Genomic DNA, 20775 nt, shown 5'->3' with positions numbered 1-20775 from the left:
TTCCGAAGAGAAACTCGTCGCCGCCCTGCGGGCCTCCCTCAAGGAGACCGAGCGCCTGCGCGGGCAGAACAAAGAGCTCACCGCCGCAGCATCGGAGCCCATCGCGATCATCGGAATGAGTTGCCGCTTCCCCGGCGGCGTCGGTTCCCCCGAAGACCTGTGGCGGCTGGTCGCCGACGGCACGGACGCCATCGGCACCTTCCCCGCCGACCGCGGCTGGGACGTCGAGCACCTCTACGACCCGACCGGACAACGCCCCGAGACGAGCTATGTCGACCAGGGCGGGTTCCTCTACGACGCCGCCGAGTTCGACCCGGCGTTCTTCGGCATCAGCCCCAACGACGCCCTCTACATGGACCCGCAGCAGCGGCTGCTCCTGGAGGCGTCGTGGGAGGCGCTGGAGCGGGCGGGCATCGATCCGGTGAGCCTGCGCGGCAGCAGGACCGGTGTGTTCGCCGGGATGATGTACCACGACTACGCGTACAACAACAACGCGGGTGCGATCGCCTCCGGCCGGGTCTCGTACGTGCTGGGCCTCGAAGGTCCGTCGGTCACCGTCGACACGGCGTGCTCGTCGTCGCTCGTCGCCCTGCACCAGGCGTTGCAGTCGCTGCGTTCCGGCGAGTCCACGCTGGCGCTCGCCGGCGGTGTCGCCGTGATGGCCACACCGGAGACGTTCGTCGAGTACTCGCGCCAGCAGGCCATGGCGCGCGACGGCCGCTGCAAGTCCTTCGCGGGCGCCGCCGACGGCGCCAACTGGTCCGAAGGCGTGGGCATGCTGCTGGTCGAGCGCCTCTCCGACGCCCGCCGCAACGGACACCGCGTGCTCGCCGTCGTCCGCGGCACCGCCGTCAACCAGGACGGCGCATCCAGCGTCATGACCGCGCCCAACGGTCCGGCACAGCAGCGCGTCATCCGCCAGGCGCTGGCCAATGCCCGCCTTGCGCCCGAGCAGATCGACGCCGTCGAAGGCCACGGCACCGGCACCAAACTCGGCGACCCGATCGAGGCACAGGCCCTGATCGCCACGTACGGCCAAAACCGCTCCGGGGGACGGCCGCTGTGGCTGGGTTCGCTCAAGTCGAACATCGGGCACACCCAGGCGGCGGCGGGCGCGGGCGCGATCATCAAGATGGTCGAGGCGATCCGGCACGGCGTCCTGCCCAGGACGCTGCACGTGGACGAGCCGACGCCGCAGGTCGACTGGACGGAGGGCGAGGTACGGCTGCTGACCGAGGCCCGGGAGTGGCCCGAGACGGGCGCGCCGCGTCGCGTCGGCATCTCCTCCTTCGGCGTCAGCGGCACCAACGCCCACGTCATCATCGAGCAGGACACCGAACCCGTCCCGGCCGAGCCCCACACCCCCCCGGCTTCCGGCGCCCTGCTGCCCTGGATCCTCTCCGCCAAGAGCGCCCAGGCCCTCACCGCCCAGGCCGAGCGCCTCGCCGCGCACCTGGCGGACCACCCGGGCACCGCGCCCGCCGACCTCGGGCACGCGCTGCTCACCACCCGCGCCACCTTCGCCCACCGTGCCGTCGTCCTCGCCGACGATCAGGACGAGTTCACCCGCGCCCTTCAGGCGCTCGCCGACGGCGCGCCCCACGAGGCACTGGTCCGCGGCACCGGAACCACCCCCGGCAAGACCGTGTTCGTCTTCCCGGGGCAGGGCTCCCACTGGCCCGGCATGGCCGCCGAACTTCTCGACACCGCGCCGGTGTTCGCCGCCCGTGTCGACGAGTGCGCCCGTGCCCTCGACGCCTTCATCGACTGGTCGCTGACCGCGGTCCTGCGCCAGGAACCGGACGCCCCCTCCCTCGACCGCGTCGACGTCGCGCAGCCGGCACTGTGGGCCGTGATGGTCTCCCTCGCCGCCTTGTGGCGTTCGTACGGTGTCGAGCCCGCCGCCGTCGTCGGGCACTCGCAGGGCGAGATCGCCGCCGCCTGCGTCGCGGGCGCCCTCACCCTGGAGGACGGCGCCCGCATCGTCGCCCTGCGCAGCAAGGCGCTGCGCGCCCTCGCGGGCCGCGGCGGCATGCTGTCCATCGTTCAGTCCGTCGACTGGGTGCGCGAGAAGATCGCCCCCCTCGACGGCCGGGTCTCCATCGCCGCCGTGAACGGCCCGAGTGCCGTCGTCGTCTCCGGCGACGCCGACGCCCTCGCCGAACTCGGCACCACCCTGGCCCGCTCCGGCACCATGCGCTGGGCCATCCCGGGCGTCGACTTCGCCGCGCACTCAGTCCACGTCGACGCGCTCGAAGCCGAACTCGCCGAACTCCTCGCGCCCGTCGCGCCGCGCGCCACCGACATCGCCTTCTACTCCACACTGCACGGCGCCCGCACCGACACCGAGCGGCTCGACGCCGGCTACTGGTACCGCAACCTGCGCTCCACCGTCGAGTTCGAGCAGGCCACCCGTGCCCTCCTCGCCGACGGCTACGGCCTGTTCGTCGAGTGCAGCCCGCACCCGGTGCTGCGCCCCGGCATCGAGGAGAGCATCGCCGAGACCGGCGCCGTCGCGGCCTCCGTGGAGTCGCTGCGCCGCGAGGACGGCGGCCCGCGCCGCTATGCCCTGTCCCTCGCGGACGCCTACACCCGGGGCGCCCCCGTCGACTGGAGCTCTCTCCTCACCGGGCACACCCCGGCCGCCGTCGACCTGCCGACGTACGCCTTCCAACGGCAGCGCTACTGGATCGATACCCCGTCCGCCTCCGGCACGACCGACGCCCGGACCCTGGGCCAGCGCCCCATCGAACACCCCTTCCTCGGCGCCGCCCTCGACCCGGTCGAAGGCGACCCGCACGGACCGCTCGTCCTCACCGGACGCCTCGCGCCCAGGACCGAGCCCTGGCTGACCGACCACGCCGCCGGCGGGACGGTGCTGTTCCCCGGCACCGGCTTCGTCGAGGTGGCGATCAGGGCGGGCGACGAGACCGGCTGCCCCGTCGTGGAGGAACTGACCCTCTGCGCCCCCCTGGTCCTGCCGGACGACACCGCGGTCAGGATCAGGGTCGTCGTCGAGGCCGTCACCGCGACGGGCCACCGCCCGCTCTCCGTCTACGCCCGCCCGGAGAGCGACGGCGTGGAAGGAGCCGCCTGGACTCTGCACGCGACCGGCACGCTGGCGGCAGCCGCCCACTCCCCGTCCTACGACCTGGCCGTCTGGCCGCCGGTAGGTGCGGAGCCGGTGGACCTGGCGGGCTTCTACGAGGAGTTGGCGGCTGCCGGTCTGGAGTACGGGCCGGTGTTTCGGGGGCTGCGGGCGGCCTGGCGGCGGGACGGCGAGGTGTTCGCCGAGGTCGCCCTGCCCGAGCAGGCGGCGGGCGACGCGGAACGCTTCGGTCTGCATCCGGCGCTCCTCGACGCCGCCCTGCACGGCGGCGCTCTGACCGGAGTGGTCGCCGACGGCGCCGCCGCACTGCCGTTTGCCTGGACCGCCGTGACCCTGCGCGCCACCGGCGCCTCGACGCTCCGCGTCCGTCTCACCCGCTCGGAGAACGGGCTCCAGGTCCTCGCCGCAGATGGTGTGGGCCGGCCGGTGGTGTCGGTGGGTTCGTTGGTGGTGCGGGAGGTTTCCGCGGAGCAGTTGGCTGCGGCGCGGGGCTCTGGTGCGGGGGAGTGGCTGTTCGCGGTGGAGTGGCCGGTGGTGCCGGTGGCTGAGGTTGTTGAGGTGTCGTGGGTTGAGTGGGATGACGTTCGGGATGTGGTTCCGGAGGTTGTGGTTCTGCGGGTTGGTGGTGGGGATCTGCATCGGGTTTTGGGTGTGGTGCAGGAGTTTTTGGTGGGGGAGCGGTTTGTGGGGTCTCGGTTGGTGGTGTTGACCGAGGGTGCGGTGAGTGTGGGTGGTGAGCCGGTGGTGGATGTGGCCGGTGGTGGGGTGTGGGGGTTGGTGCGGTCGGCGCAGTCGGAGGAGCCGGGCCGGATCGTCCTGGCCGATGGTCAGCTGGGTGATCTGGCCCTGGTCTTGGGTTCGGGTGAGTCGCAGGCGGCGGTGCGGGCCGGTGTGGTGCACGGGGCCCGGCTGGTGCGTGCCGGGGTGGACGTGGATGTGCGGCCGTCGTACGGCGTGGGTCCGGTTCTGATCACGGGTGGTACGGGTGGTCTGGGTGCGTTGGTGGCCCGGTATCTGGTGGCCGAGCACGGCGTGCGGGAGCTGCTGCTGGTCTCTCGTCGGGGGCCGGACGCCCCCGGAGCAGCCGAACTCGCTTTGGAGCTGGCGGAGTTGGGTGCTGCGGTTGAGATTGTGGCGTGTGACGTGGCGGACCGTTCGGCACTCTCGGCGGTGCTGGAAAACCGCTCCTTGACTGCGGTGGTTCATACGGCGGGTGTGCTGGACGACGGTGTTGTGTCGTCGTTGACGCCGGAGCGGCTGGACGGGGTGTTTGCTCCGAAGGCGGATGCGGCCCGGTATCTGCATGAGCTGACGGCGGGGATGGACCTGTCGGCGTTCGTGCTGTTCTCGTCCGCGGCGGGAATCCTCGGTTCTCCGGGGCAGGCCAACTACGCTGCGGCCAACGCCTACTTGGACGCCCTCGCCGCGCACCGCCACAGCCTCGGCCTGAAGGCGACATCGCTGGCCTGGGGCCTGTGGGAACAGACCAGCGGTCTGACCGAGGGACTCGGCGAGGCCGACCGCTCTCGGATGGCGCAGGGTGGTGTGCTGCCGCTGGCATCGCAGGACGGGTTGGCGCTGCTGGATGCGGCCATCGCCGACGGCCGCCCCGCGCTGGCGCCGATCCACCTCGACACCCGCGCCCTGGCCGGGACCGACGTGCCCGACCTGCTGCGCGGACTCGTCCGCGGCACCCCCCGGCGCGCCGCCGCGACCACCACCGACAACCAGGGGCTGCGCGAACGACTCGCCGGCCTGTCCGAACGCGAGCGGGGCGACCTCGTCCTGGACATGGTGCGCACCCAGGCCGCGGCCGTCCTCGGCTATGCCGGAGCCGCGCACATCAGCCCCGAGCTCACCTTCAAGGACCTGGGGTTCGACTCGCTCGCCGCGGTCCAGTTCCGCAACGCGCTCAGCGAGGCCACCGGCCTGCGCCTGCCGGCCACGCTCGTCTTCGACCACCCGACTCCGCTGGCCCTCGTCCGGCGTCTGGTGGCCGACCTGGACGATGTGAAACCCGCACGGCGGGCACCCGCCGAGCCGTCGATGTCCGCCTCGCCCGACGAGCCGGTCGCGATCGTGGGGATGAGCTGCCGCTTCCCGGGAGGCGTCGGTTCCCCCGAGGACCTGTGGCGGCTGCTCGCGGACGGCGGCGACGCGATCGCTGACTTCCCGTCCGACCGCGGCTGGGACCTCGCCGGTCTCTACGACCCGGACCCGTCCACCGAGGGCACCTGCTACACCCGCCAGGGCGGATTCCTCCACGAGGCAGGCGACTTCGACGCCGGCTTCTTCGGGATCGGCCCCCGCGAGGCCACCGCCATGGACCCGCAGCAACGGCTGCTCCTGGAAACCTCCTGGGAGGCCCTGGAACGGGCCGGCATCGACCCCCACACACTGCGCGGCAGCCGGACCGGCGTTTTCGCCGGGATGATGTACCACGACTACGCGCACAACACCAACGCCGGTTCGATCGCCTCCGGCCGGGTGGCGTACAGCCTGGGTCTTGAGGGTCCGGCGGTGACGGTGGACACGGCGTGCTCGTCGTCCCTGGTCGCCCTGCACCTCGCCGTACGGGCGCTGCGCTCGGGCGAGTGCACGCTGGCCCTCGCGGGCGGCGTCACCGTCATGGCAACCCCGGACATGCTGGTCGAGTTCAGCCGCGAACGCGGCCTGGCTCCCGACGGCCGCTGCAAGGCGTTCGCAGCGGACACGGACGGCACCGGGTTCAGTGAGGGTGTCGGCTGGCTGCTGGTGGAGCGGTTGTCGGACGCGCAGCGGCTGGGGCACAGGGTGCTGGCGGTTGTCCGTGGTTCGGCGGTCAATCAGGACGGTGCGAGCAATGGGTTGACGGCTCCGAATGGTCCGGCGCAGCAGCGGGTGATCCGGCAGGCGTTGGCGGATGCGGGTCTGTCGGCGGCGGATGTCGACGCGGTGGAGGCGCACGGTACCGGTACGACGCTGGGTGATCCGATCGAGGCGCAGGCGCTTTTGGCGACGTACGGGCAAGAGCGTGCGGAGTCCGGGCCGTTGTGGCTGGGGTCGGTCAAGTCGAACATCGGGCACACTCAGGCGGCTGCCGGTGTGGCGGGGATCATCAAGATGGTCGAGGCGATGCGGCACGGCGTCCTGCCCAGGACGCTGCATGTGGATGAGCCGACGCCGCAGGTCGACTGGGACGAGGGCGCGGTCGAGCTGCTCACCGAGGCGCGTGAGTGGCCCGAGGCAGGTGGGCGTCCGCGCCGGGCGGGTATCTCCTCGTTCGGCATCAGCGGCACGAATGCGCACGTGATTGTGGAGCAGGCGCCGGAACAGCCGGCCGAGCCGGAGGACCTCACCCCGCTGCCGGTGGTGCCGTGGGTGGTGTCGGGTGCGTCGCAGGACGCGGTACGCGCCCAGGCGGTCCGGCTGTCGGAGTTCGTGGCGGGGTGGTCTGAACTGCCTTTGGCGGGCGTGGGGTTGACGCTGGGGACAGGGCGGGCCGGGCTGGAACGGCGCGCGGTGGTCGTCGGTGCGGACCGGGGCGAGTTGCTGCGGGGTCTGGAGGCGCTGGCGAATGGTCAGGTGCCGGTGGCGGCGCGTTCGGCCGGATCGACGGCGTTCCTGTTCACCGGTCAGGGTGCCCAACGCGTCGGCATGGGCCGGGAGTTGTATGAGGTGTTCCCGGTGTTCGCCCGGGCGTTGGATGAGGTGCTGGACTGCTTCGATGCCTCGTTGCGTGAGGTGATGTGGGGTGGTGATCAGGACCGCCTGGATCGCACCGAGTTTGCGCAGCCGGCGTTGTTCGCTGTTGAGGTGGCGTTGTTCCGGCTGTTGGAGTCGTGGGGTGTCACACCCGATTATGTGGCGGGTCATTCGGTGGGTGAGCTGGCGGCGGCGTATGTGGCCGGGGTGTTGTCACTGGCGGATGCGGCCCAACTGGTGGCGGCGCGGGGCCGGTTGATGCAGGAGCTTGCGGCGGGCGGTGTGATGGTGGCGGTGGAGGCCGCCGAGGACGAGGTCGTTCCGTTGTTGCAGGGCCGGGTGTCGGTTGCGGCGGTGAACGGGCCGCGTGCGGTGGTGGTTTCGGGTGCTGAGGCGGACGTCGAGCGGGTGGTGGGGCATTTCACCGACCGTCGGACGAAGCGGTTGGCGGTCAGTCATGCGTTCCATTCGCCGTTGATGGAGCCGATGCTGGACGAGTTCGCCGCCGTGGCGGGGGAGTTGGCATACGGCAGCCCGGTGATCCCGCTGATCTCCAATGTGACGGGTGGGCCGGTGGTTCCGGATGCGGCGTACTGGGTGCGGCATGTGCGTGAGGCGGTGCGGTTCGCGGACAGTGTGAGCTATCTGCGGGACCAGGGTGTCGATGCGTTCGTGGAGCTGGGTCCGGACGGTGTGCTGTCGGCGATGGCCCCGGAGACCGGGTGTGTTCCGGTGCTGCGGCGGGACCGTGATGAGGCCAGGACGCTGATCGATGCTCTGGGCCGGATCTGGGCGCGGGGTGTGGAGGTGGACTGGGCGGCGTTCTTCGCACCGTGCGGGGCCCGCGCCACGGATCTGCCGACTTATGCCTTCCAGCATCAGCGGTACTGGCTGGAGACCTCGGAGCAGGTCGCCGACGTGGCCTCGGCAGGTCTGCACGCGGTGGGTCATCCGCTGCTGGGGGCGGTGGTCGGTCCGGCGGGCAGCGACACCGTCGTGCTGACCGGGCGCCTGTCGGTGTCGGCGCAGCCCTGGCTTGCGGATCATGTCGTGGGCGGCAGTGTGCTGTTCCCGGGGACCGGCTTTGTCGAGCTGGCGGTCCGGGCGGGGGACGAGGTCGGCTGCCCGGTGGTGGAGGAGCTGACGCTGGCGGCTCCGCTCGTGCTGCTGTCGGACGTGCCGGTGCAGGTTCAGGTTGTGGTGGGGGCGGCGGACGGTGTGGGCCGTCGTGCGGTCACTGTGCATGCCCGCCCGCAGTCGGGCGGTGGATGGACCACACACGCCACCGGCACCCTGGCATCCTCCGCCGAGGAGCCGTCCTACGACCTGAGCGTCTGGCCACCGGCGGGTGCGCAGCCGGTGGAACTGGAGGGCTTCTACGACACGTTGGCGGCTGCCGGTCTGGAGTACGGCCCGGTGTTCCAGGGGCTGCGGGCGGCCTGGCAGCGCGACGGAGAGGTCTTCGCCGAGGTCGCCCTGCCCGAGCAGGCGGCGGGTGAGGCCGACCGGTTCGGTCTGCACCCCGCCCTCCTCGACGCCGCCCTCCACGCCACCGGACTCGGAGAGAAAGCACAGGAACGGATCGCGTTGCCGTTCCTGTGGGAGGGGGTCTCACTGCACGCTTCAGGGGCTTCCGTGCTGCGGGTTCGGCTCGCGCCGGTCGACGGCGGGGTGGAGCTGTTCGCCACTGATGGTGTGGGCCGGCCGGTGGTGTCGGTGGGTTCGTTGGTGGTGCGGGAGGTGGATGCAGGGCAGTTGGCTGCGGCGCGGGGCTCTGGTGCGGGGGAGTGGCTGTTCGCGGTGGAGTGGCCGGTGGTGCCGGTGGTGCCGGTGGTGCCGGTGGTTCCGGTGGTTGATGCGGAGTGGGCGGAGTGGGGCGGGTTCGGTGAGGTGGTGCCGCCGACGGTGGTGCTGCGCTGTGGGTCCGGGGAACTGCATGGGGGTCTGCATCGGGTTTTGGGTGTGGTGCAGGAGTTTTTGGTGGGGGAGCGGTTTGTGGGGTCTCGGTTGGTGGTGTTGACCGAGGGTGCGGTGAGTGTGGGTGGTGAGCCGGTGGTGGATGTGGCTGCTGGTGGGGTGTGGGGGTTGGTGCGGTCGGCGCAGTCGGAGGAGCCGGGCCGGATCGTTCTGGCGGATGCCCGGTTGGAGGAGCTGCCGCTGGTGCTGGGTGCGGGTGAGTCGCAGGTGGCGGTGCGCGACGGTGTGGTGCACGGGGCCCGGCTGGTCCGCGCCGCGGTGGAGGCGGGAGCGCTGGTGCTGGACGGCCCGGTGCTGGTGACGGGCGGTACGGGTGGTCTGGGTGCCTTGGTGGCCCGGCATCTGGTGGCCGAGCACGGCGTGCGGGAACTGCTGCTGGTCTCTCGTCGGGGCCCGGGGGCGCCGGGCGCCGCTGCGCTGGCCGAGGAGCTCACGGCCGTGGGCGCGTCCGTTGAGGTGGTGGCGTGTGACGTGGCGGACCGGTCGGCGTTGGCGGGGGTGCTGGAGGGACGATCGCTGTCGGCGGTGATTCATACCGCAGGCGTGTTGGACGACGGTGTGCTGGGGTCGTTGACTCCGCAGCGGGTGGATGCGGTGCTGGGAGCGAAGGCGGACGCGGCGTGGTACCTGCATGAGCTGACGGCCGGGATGGACCTGTCGGCGTTCGTCCTGTTCTCGTCCGCGGCAGGCATCCTCGGTTCTCCGGGGCAGGCCAACTACGCGGCGGCCAACGCCTACCTGGATGCGCTCGCCTCGTATCGCCATGGTCTGGGTCTGAAGGGAACCTCGCTGGCCTGGGGCATGTGGGAAGAGACCAGCGGGATGGCCGGGATGCTCGGGGAGGCCGGCCGTTCGCGGATGGCGCAGGGCGGTGTGCTGCCGCTGCGCTCCGAGGACGGACTCGCCCTGCTGGACGCGGCAATGGCCGGGGACCGGCCCGTGCTGGCGCCGATCCGCCTCGATGTCCCTTCCCTGACCGGGGCCGATGTCCCCGACCTGCTGCGGACCCTGGTTCCGGCCAGGCGGCGGGCCGCGGCCAAGCCACAGGCCGATCCGAACGCCCTGCGCGACCGGCTGGCCGGCCTGCCGGAGGACGAGTGGGAAGAGACGCTGCGGGAGCTGGTGCTGTCGCACGCGGCCCGGCTGCTCGGACACGGCGACACCCGGGCCGTCGACCCCGACCACGGGTTCCTCGAATCGGGCTTCGACTCGCTCGCGGCGATCGAACTGCGTGGTGCCCTCTCCTCGGAGACCGGACTTCGACTTCCGCCCACGGTCGTCTTCGACAGCGACAGTCCGGCCGGGCTCGCCCGGTTCCTGCGGGCGGAGCTGTCCGGCCGTATGGCTGCCGCCGGCCTCTCCGGGCCGTCCGCCGCCGACACGGCGGACGAGCCCGCGGACACGCTCACCGCGCTGTTCCGGGAATCCGTCCTGACCTGCGACATCCCGAAGAGTTTCGCGATGCTCCGGGCGGTCGCCGATCTGCGGCCGCAGTTCGAGACGCGCGCGGTCCTCGACCGGCTGCCCAGCGCGGCCAGGCTGGCCGACGGCCCGAACCGCCCCCGCCTGATCTGCGTCGCGACCCCCATGGTGGCGGGCGGAGTCGTGCAGCACGCGCGGCTGGCCGCGTCCTTCCGCGGCATACGCCCGGTGTCGGCGCTTCCCCTGCCGGGCTTCGCCAAGGGCGAGAGCCTGCCCGCCTCCGCAGACGCAGTGGTGGACGTCCTCGCGGCAAGCGTCCTCGAGGCGGCCGAGGGCGAGCCGTTCGTCCTGGTCGGCTACTCGTCCGGCGGCCTGCTCGCCTACGGCACGGCGCACCGGCTGCAGGAGACGACGGGAACCGGTCCCGCCGGGGTGGTCCTCCTGGACACGTACAGCGTCGACGACCACGGAATGCCCCCGGGATTCCAGCACATGACGTACCGCATGCTGGAGATGGAATCGACCTTCGGGCCTTACGACAGCGCGCGGCTGTCGGCGATGAGCCGGTACTTCCACCTGCTCCCCGACTTCAAGCGGCCCGGCATCGACGCGCCGGTGCTGTTCGTCGGGGCGGGCGGCTCGTTCATCCCGGACGACGACCCGGCGATCCGCCCCGAGGACTATCCGCGGGCCGAGCCCTGGGACCCCGCGCACACCTTCCGGCTTGCGCACGGAAACCACTTCGCACTGGTGGAAGAGGAAGCGGAATCGACCGGTCGGCTGATCGAGGAATGGCTCCGCTCACTCGACTGACCCCGGTCCGGACCTCTCCGGCGACCGTCAAGGGTCTCTGCAGGACCTCTCCATAGGACTGTGAACACGGCTTCGTCTCTTGAATCAGGTGGTGGGAATGGCGCCCAGCGGAAACGTCCTCGCGGCGGCGAAGAAGGGAACCGCACCCTTCCGCGGATACGAGACGTGGTACCGGGTCACCGGCGATCTGCACTCCGGGCGCACTCCGCTCGTCGCTGTGCACGGCGGTCCCGGGGCCACGCACGACTATCTCCTCGGCCTGTCCTCGCTCGCCGAGGAGCAGGGCCGGCCCGTCGTGCACTACGACCAGCTGGGCAACGGCGGCTCCACCCATCTGCCTCACCAGGGCGCCGACTTCTGGACCGTCCAGCTCTTCCTCGACGAACTCGGCAACCTGCTGGAGCACTTGGGTGTCGCCGACGACTATCTGCTGTACGGGCAGTCGTGGGGCGGGCTGCTCGCCGCCAAGCACGCCTCGGCGCGTCCGCACGGGCTGCGCGGCCTCGTCATCGCCAACTCGCCGGCCTCGTACGGGCTCTGGCTGAAGGAGATGGCCGTCCTGCGGAGCGCGCTGCCGCCTGGCGTCGACGACACACTGAAGCGGCACGAAGCGGCGGGGACGACCGACAGCGCCGAATACCTCGACGCCGCCATGCACTTCTACCGCAAGCACGTCTGCCGGGTGGACCCCTGGCCCCGCGAGTACCTGGCCACCTTCATGGAGATCTACAACGATCCCACCGTCTACTTCAGCATGAACGGGCCGACGGAATTCCACGTCACCGGCACCTTGCGGGACTGGTCGGTGACCGACTGCGTCTCCGCCATCACCGCGCCCACCCTGCTGCTGTCCGGTCGCCACGACGAGGCGACCCCGGTGACCGTGCAGCCGTACGCCGATCTCATCCCGGACGTCCGCTGGGAAATCCTCGAGGAGTCCAGTCATGTGCCCCACATCGAGGAACCGGAGCGCTTCTACCGCATCCTGACCGGCTTCCTGGACTCCCTCGACTGACCGACTCTCCCGACCGATTGGACCCCTGCGGTGGAAGCGAACAAGGACGAGATCATCGAGGCGCTCCGCAACACGCTGATGGAGGTCGAGCAGCTGCGGCAGCGGAACAGCAGGCTGGCGGCACAGGTCGGCGAGCCGGTTGCGATCATCGGCATGGCGTGCCGCTTCCCCGGCGGGGTGAACTCCCCGGAAGACATGTGGCGCCTGGTCGTGGACGGCGCGGACACCATGGCGCCGTTCCCCGCCGACCGTGGCTGGGACACCGCGGGACTCTACGACCCGGAACCCGGCACCGAGGGCAAGAGCTATGTGCGCGAGGGCGGATTCCTCTACGACGCCGCGGAATTCGACCCCGCCTTCTTCGGGATCAGCCCGCGTGAGGCGCTGGCGATGGACCCGCAGCAGCGGCTGCTCCTGGAGACCTCGTGGGAGGCGATCGAGCACGCGCGGATCGACCCGGCCACGCTGCGCGGCACGAAGGCCGGTGTGTTCGCCGGTGTGATCTACCACGACTACGGCGTCGTCAGCGGGGACACCGCAGCAACCGGCAACGGCAGCCTGGTCTCCGGCCGCGTCGCCTACAGCCTCGGCCTGGAAGGGCCCGCGGTGTCCGTGGACACCTCCTGCTCGTCCTCGCTCGTCGCCCTGCACTGGGCGACCCAGGCACTGCGCTCCGGCGAGTGCTCGCTCGCGCTGGTCGGCGGTGTGACCGTGATGTCGACCCCGCAGACCTTCGTCGAGTTCAGCACGCTGCGCGGTCTCGCCCCCGACGGGCGCTGCAAGCCCTTCGCGGCGGCCGCGGACGGCACCGCTTGGGGCGAGGGCGTGGGAATGCTCCTGGTGGAGCGCCTCTCCGACGCCCGACGCAACGGGCACCGGATCCTCGCCGTCGTACGGGGCTCGGCCGTCAACCAGGACGGAGCGAGCAACGGCCTCACCGCGCCCAACGGACCTGCCCAGCAGCGGGTCATCCGGCAGGCACTGGAGAACGCCGGCCTGACGTCGGCGGACGTGGACGCGGTGGAGGCACACGGCACCGGCACCACCCTGGGTGACCCGATCGAGGCGCAGGCGCTCCTGGCGACGTACGGGCAGCACCGTCCGCAGGGCCGGCCGCTGTGGCTCGGCTCGGTCAAGTCGAACATCGGACACACCCAGGCCGCCGCCGGTGTCGCGGGGATCATCAAGATGGTCGAGGCCATGCGGCACGGCATCCTGCCCAGGACGCTGCACGTCGACGAGCCGAGCACACAGGTCGACTGGGACCGGGGCGACGTGCGCCTGCTGACGGAGGAACAGACATGGCCGCAGACCGGGCGGCTGCGCCGGGCCGGCGTGTCTTCCTTCGGTGCCAGCGGCACCAACGCTCACGTCATCATCGAGCAGCCCGAACAGCCGGCCGCGGAGCCGGCCCCGGCCGGGGGGCAGGCCGCGGGCGGCACCCCCCTGCTGATACCGGTCTCCGCGAAGACCCCGGCAGCCCTGCGGGAACAGGCCGGGCGGCTGCGGGCCCAGCTGGCGGCACATCCGGAGCAGACCCCCGCCGACCTCGCCCACTCCCTGACCACGACCCGCTCCCGCTTCGAGTACGGGGCCGCTTTCACGGCCCACGACCGGGAGGGCCTGCTCACCGCACTCGGGGCGCTGGCCGGCGGCGAGCGGGCCGCGCGGCTCGTCCAGGGCCGGGCCCGGGACGGCCGGACCGCATTCCTGTTCACCGGCCAGGGCAGCCAACGTGTCGGCGCCGGAAGGGAGTTGCACGACACCTACCCCGCCTTCGCGCAGGCTTTCGACGCCGTCTGCCGGGAACTTGACCGCCACCTCACCGGGCACCCCGATGCCGGCCCGGCACTGCCCGTGCGCTCGGTCCTGTTCGCCGAACCCGGCTCGGCCGAGGCGGCACTCCTCGACCGCACCCAGTACACACAGGCAGCCCTCTTCGCTCTCCAGGTCGCGCTGTTCCGCCTTGTGGAGGGCTGGGGTGTACGCCCCGACCTGCTGCTCGGACACTCGGTCGGGGAACTCGCCGCGGCCCACGCCGCGGGTGTTCTGACACTCGAGGACGCGGCCCGGCTCGTCGCCGCGCGCGGCCGGCTCATGGAGGCACTGCCCGCCGGCGGCGCCATGGCCGCCGTACAGGCCACCGAGGCCGAGGTGATTCCCCTGCTGGACGGCGAGGCCTCCGTCGCAGCGGTCAACGGACCGTCCGCCGTGGTCGTCTCCGGCGCCGAGACGGCCGTCACACGGGTGGCCGACATCCTGCGCGCCCGCGGCCGCAAGACCAAGCGTCTCACCGTCAGCCACGCCTTCCACTCACCGCTCATGGAGCCGATGCTGGCCGAATTCGCCCAGATAGCAGGCGAGTTGGCCTACGCCCCTCCACAGATACCGCTCGTCTCGAACGTCACCGGCCGCCTGTTGACCACCGAGCTCTGCTCGGCCGACTACTGGGTCAGCCATGTACGCCGGCCGGTGCGTTTCCTCGACGGCATGCGCACCCTGGAGCAGGAGGGTGCCACCCGCTACCTCGAACTCGGCCCGGACGGAGTGCTCAGCGCCCTGGGCGAGGACTGCCTGACCGCAGACGACGTCACCGCCCGCTTCGCCGCGGCGCTGCGCCCGGACCGCGACGAGCCCGACAGCGTGCTCACCGCCGTGGCCCACCTGCACACCACCGGCGCCGAAGTGGACTGGACCGCACTTCTCGACGGCGCCGACGGCCGCCGCATCGACCTGCCCACCTACCCCTTCCAGCACCAGCGGTTCTGGCCCCGCGCCCACGCCGCCGACCCCGCCACGGCCCCCGCCCCGACCGGCCCCGACGGCTGGCGCTACGAGGTCGTCTGGAAGCCCGTACCCCACACGCAACCCGGATGGGCGGAAGCGCTGCACGGCGACTGGCTCGTCCTGCACGAGGAACAGGGTGCCGGCCATCCGCTCGTCACCTCCGCCACGCGCGCCTTGACCGCACACGGAGCCCACGCGATCCTCCTCGGCCTGGACGCGGACTGCGCCGGACGCGAGGAACGGGCCTCACGGCTGGCCGAGGCCGTGGCCGGCCGACGGATCGCCGGCATCCTGTCGCTGCTTCCCCTCGCCGACACACCTCATCCCCTGCACCCCGAGATCAGCACCGCACTCGCGCTGACCCTCGCCTTCGTCCAGGCGCAGGACGACGTCCGCCTGGAGGCGCCGCTCTGGGTCGTCACCAGCGGCGCGGTCGCCACCGACGACCACGGGTCACCCGACACCGGTCAGAGCGCCCTGTGGGGCCTGGGCCGGGTACGTGCCCTCGAACAGCCCACCCGCTGGGGCGGCCTCGTCGACCTGCCCGACCTGGTCGACGAGCACACCGAGGCGCGCCTCGCCGCCGTCCTCACCGGCGAAAGCGGCGAGGACCAGGTCGCCCTGCGTCCCTCGGGGACTCTGGTACGACGTCTGGTGCGGGCCCCCCGTACCACCGCACACCCGGACACCCCCTGGCGGCCGGGCGGCACCGTCCTCATCACCGGAGGCACCGGAGCACTCGGCGCCCATGTGGCACGCCGACTGGCCCGCACCGGCGCCACCCGCCTCGTCCTGGCCGGCCGCCGCGGCCCTCAGGCACCCGGTGCCGAAGACCTGCGGGCAGAACTCACCGCGCTCGGCGCGGAGGTCGACCTGGCGGCCTGCGACGTCGGCGACCGCGACCAGCTCGCGGCCCTCCTCGCCCGACAGCGCGACAACGGCACCCCCGTGACGGCCGTCGTGCACGCCGCCGGCGTCGACTCCACCGTGCCGCTCGGCGACACCACCATCGAGGAGTTCTCCGCCACGCTCCGCGCAAAGGTGGCAGGCGCGTCCCACCTGGACGAACTGCTCGCCGACTCCGACCTCGACGCGTTCGTGCTGTTCTCCTCCGTTTCCGGTGTCTGGGGCAGCGGCGGCCAGGGCGCCTACTCCGCCGCCAACGCCCAGCTCGACGCCCTCGCCCAGCGCCGCCGCGCACAGGGACTCACGGCCACCTCCGTGGCGTGGGGACCCTGGGCCGGTGGTGGAATGGCAGCTCAGGGCGACGACGAGCTGCTGCTGCGCCGCCACGGCCTGCCGCCCATGGACCCCGAACTCGCCGTCACCGCGCTCGAACAGGCACTCCAGCGGGACGAGACCACGATCACCGCCGCCGACGTCCAGTGGGACCGCTTCGCCGCCGCTTTCACCGCAACCCGCCCCAGCCCCCTGCTCGCCGACCTCCCCGAAGCACGGCAGGCGCTCGGTGCCACCGACCCCGAACAGCAGGTTTCCGCCCAGGACACCGGGGAGGACACCGCCGCGCACCTGCGCGCCGACCTCGCCGGACACACCCCCACGCAACAGCGCGCACTCCTGCTCCAGCTGGTGCGCGAGCACGCCGCCCGAGTCCTCGGCCACGACTCCACCGAGCACGTCGAAGCCCACCGAGTCTTCCGCGACCTGGGCTTCGACTCCCTCACGGCGGTCGAGTTCCGTAACGCCCTGCACACCGCCACGGGCCTGCGCCTGCCCGCCACCGCCGTCTTCGATCACCCCTCCCCCGACCGGCTCACCGACCACCTCACCACCGAGCTCCTCGGTACGGGCGCGGCGACGGGCTCCGTTCCGCTGCCGGCGGCTGTGCTCCGGGAGGACGAGCCGGTGGCGATCGTGGGGATGAGTTGCCGTTTTCCCGGGGGTGTGGAGTCTCCGGAGGACTTGTGGCGGCTGGTGGCCGAGGGCCGGGACGGTATCGGGGAGTTCCCGGCGGACCGGGGCTGGGATGTCGAGGGTCTGTACGACCCCGAGCCGGGCACCCCCGGCAAGACCTATGCCATGACCGGCGGATTCCTCCCCGCGGTCGCCGACTTCGACGCCGGCTTCTTCGGGATCGGCCCCCGCGAGGCCACCGCCATGGACCCGCAGCAGCGGCTGCTCCTGGAAACCTCCTGGGAGGTCCTCGAACGCGCGGGCATCGACCCGCACTCCCTGCGTGGCCAGGGCGTCGGCGTGTTCGTCGGCGGCGCCTACTACGACTACGGCGGTGACCTCGCGCACTTCCCCGAAGAACTCTCCGGCTACTCCGCCGTCGGCCGCGCGAGCAGTGTCCTCTCCGGCCGGGTGTCGTACAGCCTGGGTCTTGAGGGTCCGGCGGTGACGGTGGACACGGCGTGCTCGTCCTCCCTGGTCGCCCTGCACCTCGCCGCGCAGGCGCTGCGGCGCGGTGAGTGCTCCATGGCCCTGGCCGGCGGCGTCACCGTCATGGCCACCGCAGACACCTTTGTCGACTTCAGTGCCCAGCGAGGTCTGTCTCCGGACGGCCGCTGCAAAGCGTTCTCGGCCGCCGCGGACGGTACAGGCTGGAGTGAGGGTGTCGGCTGGCTGCTGGTGGAGCGGTTGTCGGACGCCCAGCGGCTCGGGCACAAGGTGCTGGCGGTCGTCCGTGGTTCGGCGGTCAATCAGGACGGTGCGAGCAATGGGTTGACGGCTCCGAATGGTCCGGCGCAGCAGCGGGTGATCCGGCAGGCGTTGGCGGACGCGGGTCTGTCGGCGGCGGATGTCGACGCGGTGGAGGCGCACGGTACCGGTACGACGCTGGGTGATCCGATCGAGGCGCAGGCGCTTTTGGCGACGTACGGGCAAGAGCGTGCGGAGTCCGGGCCGTTGTGGCTGGGGTCGGTCAAGTCGAACATCGGGCACACTCAGGCGGCTGCCGGTGTGGCGGGGATCATCAAGATGGTCGAGGCGATGCGGCACGGCGTCCTGCCCAGGACGCTGCATGTGGATGAGCCGACGCCGCAGGTCGACTGGGACGAGGGCGCGGTCGAGCTGCTCACCGAGGCGCGTGAATGGCCCGAGGCAGGTGGGCGTCCGCGCCGGGCGGGTATCTCCTCGTTCGGCATCAGCGGCACGAATGCGCACGTGATCGTGGAGCAGGCGCCGGAGCCGGAGCCGGAGCCGGTCGTGGAGCCGGAGGTGCGGGGTGGGGTTCCGGCGGTGGTGCCGTGGGTGGTGTCGGGTGCGTCGCAGGACGCGGTCCGTGCGCAGGCGGTCCGGCTGTCGGAGTTCGTGGCGGAGCGGCCTGAACTGCCTTTGGCGGGCGTGGGGTTGACGCTGGGGACAGGGCGGGCCGGGCTGGAGCGGCGCGCGGTGGTCGTCGGGTCGGACCGGGACGAGTTGCTGCGGGGTCTGGACGCGCTGGCGAATGGTCAGGTGCCGGTGACGGCGCGTTCGGCCGGATCGACGGCGTTCCTGTTCACCGGTCAGGGTGCCCAACGCGTCGGCATGGGCCGGGAGTTGTACGCGTCGTTCCCGGTGTTCGCGCGATCCCTCGACGAGGTGTTCGACTGCTTCGACGGGCTGGTCGACGGGTCGTTGCGTGAGGTGATGTGGGGTGGTGATCAGGACCGCCTGGATCGTACGGAGTTTGCGCAGCCGGCGTTGTTCGCTGTTGAGGTGGCGTTGTTCCGGCTGTTGGAGTCGTGGGGTGTCACACCCGATTATGTGGCGGGTCATTCGGTGGGTGAGGTGGCGGCGGCGTATGTGGCCGGGGTGTTGTCACTGGCGGATGCGGCCCGGCTGGTGGCGGCGCGGGGCCGGTTGATGCAGGGGCTTGCGGCGGGCGGTGTGATGGTGGCGGTGGAGGCCGCCGAGGACGAGGTCGTTGCGTTGCTGCAGGGCCGGGTGTCGGTTGCGGCGGTGAACGGGCCGCGTGCGGTGGTGGTTTCCGGTGCTGAGGCGGATGTGGACCGTTTGGTGGCCCGTTTCGAGGGTCGTCGGACGAAGCGGTTGGCGGTCAGTCATGCGTTCCATTCGCCGTTGATGGAGCCGATGCTGGACGAGTTCGCGGCGGTGGCGGGCGGGCTGACGTATGGCAGTCCGGTGATCCCGTTGGTGTCGAACGTGACGGGTGGGCCGGTGGTTCCGGATGCGGCGTACTGGGTGCGGCATGTGCGTGAGGCGGTGCGGTTCGCGGACAGTGTGAGCTATCTGCGGGACCAGGGTGTCGATGCGTTCGTGGAGCTGGGTCCGGACGGTGTGCTGTCGGCGATGGCCCCGGAGACCGGGTGTGTTCCGGTGCTGCGCAAGGACCGCGACGAGGCCAGGACGCTGATCGATGCTCTGGGCCGGATCTGGGCGCGGGGTGTGGAGGTGGACTGGGCGGCGTTCTTCGCACCGTGCGGGGCCCGCGCCACGGATCTGCCGACCTATGCCTTCCAGCATCAGCGGTACTGGCTGGAGACCTCGGAGCAGGTCGCCGATGTGGCCTCGGCAGGTCTGCACGCGCCGGGTCATCCGCTGCTGGGGGCGGTGGTCGGTCCGGCGGGCAGCGACACCGTCGTGCTGACCGGGCGCCTGTCGACTGCTGCTCAGCCCTGGCTTGCGGATCATGTCGTGGGCGGCAGTGTGCTGTTCCCGGGGACCGGTTTCGTGGAGTTGGCGGTCCGGGCGGGGGACGAGGTCGGTTGCTCGGCGGTCGAGGAATTGACGCTGTCCGTTCCGTTGGTGGTGCCTGAGGACTCCCAGATCCAGATCCAGGTCGTCGTCGCGGCACCGGATCACAGGGGCCGCCGCCCGGTGACGGTCTACAGCCGTCCGCACCTCGCAGGACCGGACGCGGAGTGGACGACCCATGCGACCGGCACGCTGGCGGCAGCCGCCGACTCCCCGTCCTACGACCTGGCCGTCTGGCCGCCGGTTGGTGCGGAGCCGGTGGAACTGGGGGGTTTCTACGAGGAGTTGGCGGGGGTCGGACTCGGCTACGGGCCGGTGTTTCGGGGGTTGCGGGCGGCCTGGCGGCGCGACGGTGAGGTGTTCGCGGAGGTTGTTCTGCCGGAGCAGGCGGCGGGTGAGGCCGACCGGTTCGGTCTGCATCCCGCCCTCCTCGACGCCGCCCTCCACAGCATCGCTCTGACGGGCGACGAAGCGATGTGGGCGCAGTCGTACAAGGGTGTGCTGCTGTCCGCCGGCGGTTCGTCGGAGCTGCGTGTACACGTCCGGGCCGGCGCGTCCGGTGTCGTGCTGAGTGCGGCCGATGGGACCGGGCGTGCGGTGGTGGATGTCGCGGCGATGGTGACCCGGCCCGTCACGGAGGTCCTGGCTGTCCTCGGCGCGCGGAGTGCCGAGGACGAAGCGAGCGTTCCCGCGCCGGTCCGAGCCCCGGGACGCCGCAGCGCCGCCGAGCGCCAGGACGTGGACGGATTCCGGCGGCGGCTCGCTGCTCTCGCCGCACCGGAGCGCCGGCAGTCGTTGCTCGACCTGGTGCGCACACACACCGCCGCGGTACTCGGCCACGCCGACGCCGACGCGGTGGATCCCGAACGGGCCTTCCAGGAGATGGGTTTCGACTCCATGGCCGCCGTGGAGCTGCGCAACCGGCTCGGCACGGTCACCGGTCTGGTCCTGCCGTCCAGCTTGGCCTTCGACCATCCTTCGGCGGCGGCCGTGGCCGCCTTCCTGGACGAGTCGGCCGCTCCCGCGCGGGGCGACGGCGTCCGGGCGCTGCTGGCCGAGCTCGACCGGATGGACCTCGCGCTGAGCGGACTGTCCCCGACCGGAGCGGAGCACTCCAAGGTCGCCGCGCGGCTCGACGTACTGCTGCGCAAGTGGCAGGGCGCATACGGCGAATCCGCACCAGCAGAATTCAAGCAGGACTTCGGTGCGGCCACCGACGATGAACTGTTCGAAGTGCTCGACAACGAACTCGGAATTTCCTGACGCCGCGACCGGGAGTTTCCCCTTGGTCGAGGTCATTCCCGATCAT

General features: G+C 71.6%; 1 protein-coding gene and 2 pseudogenes. All 3 read left to right on the top strand.

Annotated features, from left to right (window positions below):
- Nucleotides 1–31: 31 nt before the first annotated feature.
- Nucleotides 32–11005 (top strand): annotated as a pseudogene (locus OG504_RS00160) (SDR family NAD(P)-dependent oxidoreductase); the annotation flags it as partial.
- 97 nt (nucleotides 11006–11102) lie between these two features.
- Entirely contained in the window at nucleotides 11103–12020 is a 918-nt protein-coding gene (locus tag OG504_RS00155; protein ID WP_405987776.1) for a proline iminopeptidase-family hydrolase, read from the top strand.
- Between the two features lie 30 nt (nucleotides 12021–12050).
- Nucleotides 12051–20459, top strand: a pseudogene (locus OG504_RS00150) (SDR family NAD(P)-dependent oxidoreductase); the annotation flags it as partial.
- Nucleotides 20460–20775 lie beyond the last annotated feature (316 nt).

The sequence above is a fragment of the Streptomyces sp. NBC_00986 genome (genome assembly GCF_045162565.1).
Classification (GTDB): domain Bacteria; phylum Actinomycetota; class Actinomycetes; order Streptomycetales; family Streptomycetaceae; genus Streptomyces.
The sequence above is the reverse complement of the archived record's forward strand: the minus strand, read 5'-3'. Positions and strand labels throughout refer to the sequence as shown.

Bases quoted from the DNA above. Each gene is read 5' to 3' on its own strand.
- OG504_RS00155 (WP_405987776.1), top strand. From the start codon at position 11,103: ATGGCGCCCAGCGGAAACGTCCTCGCGGCGGCGAAGAAGGGAACCGCA.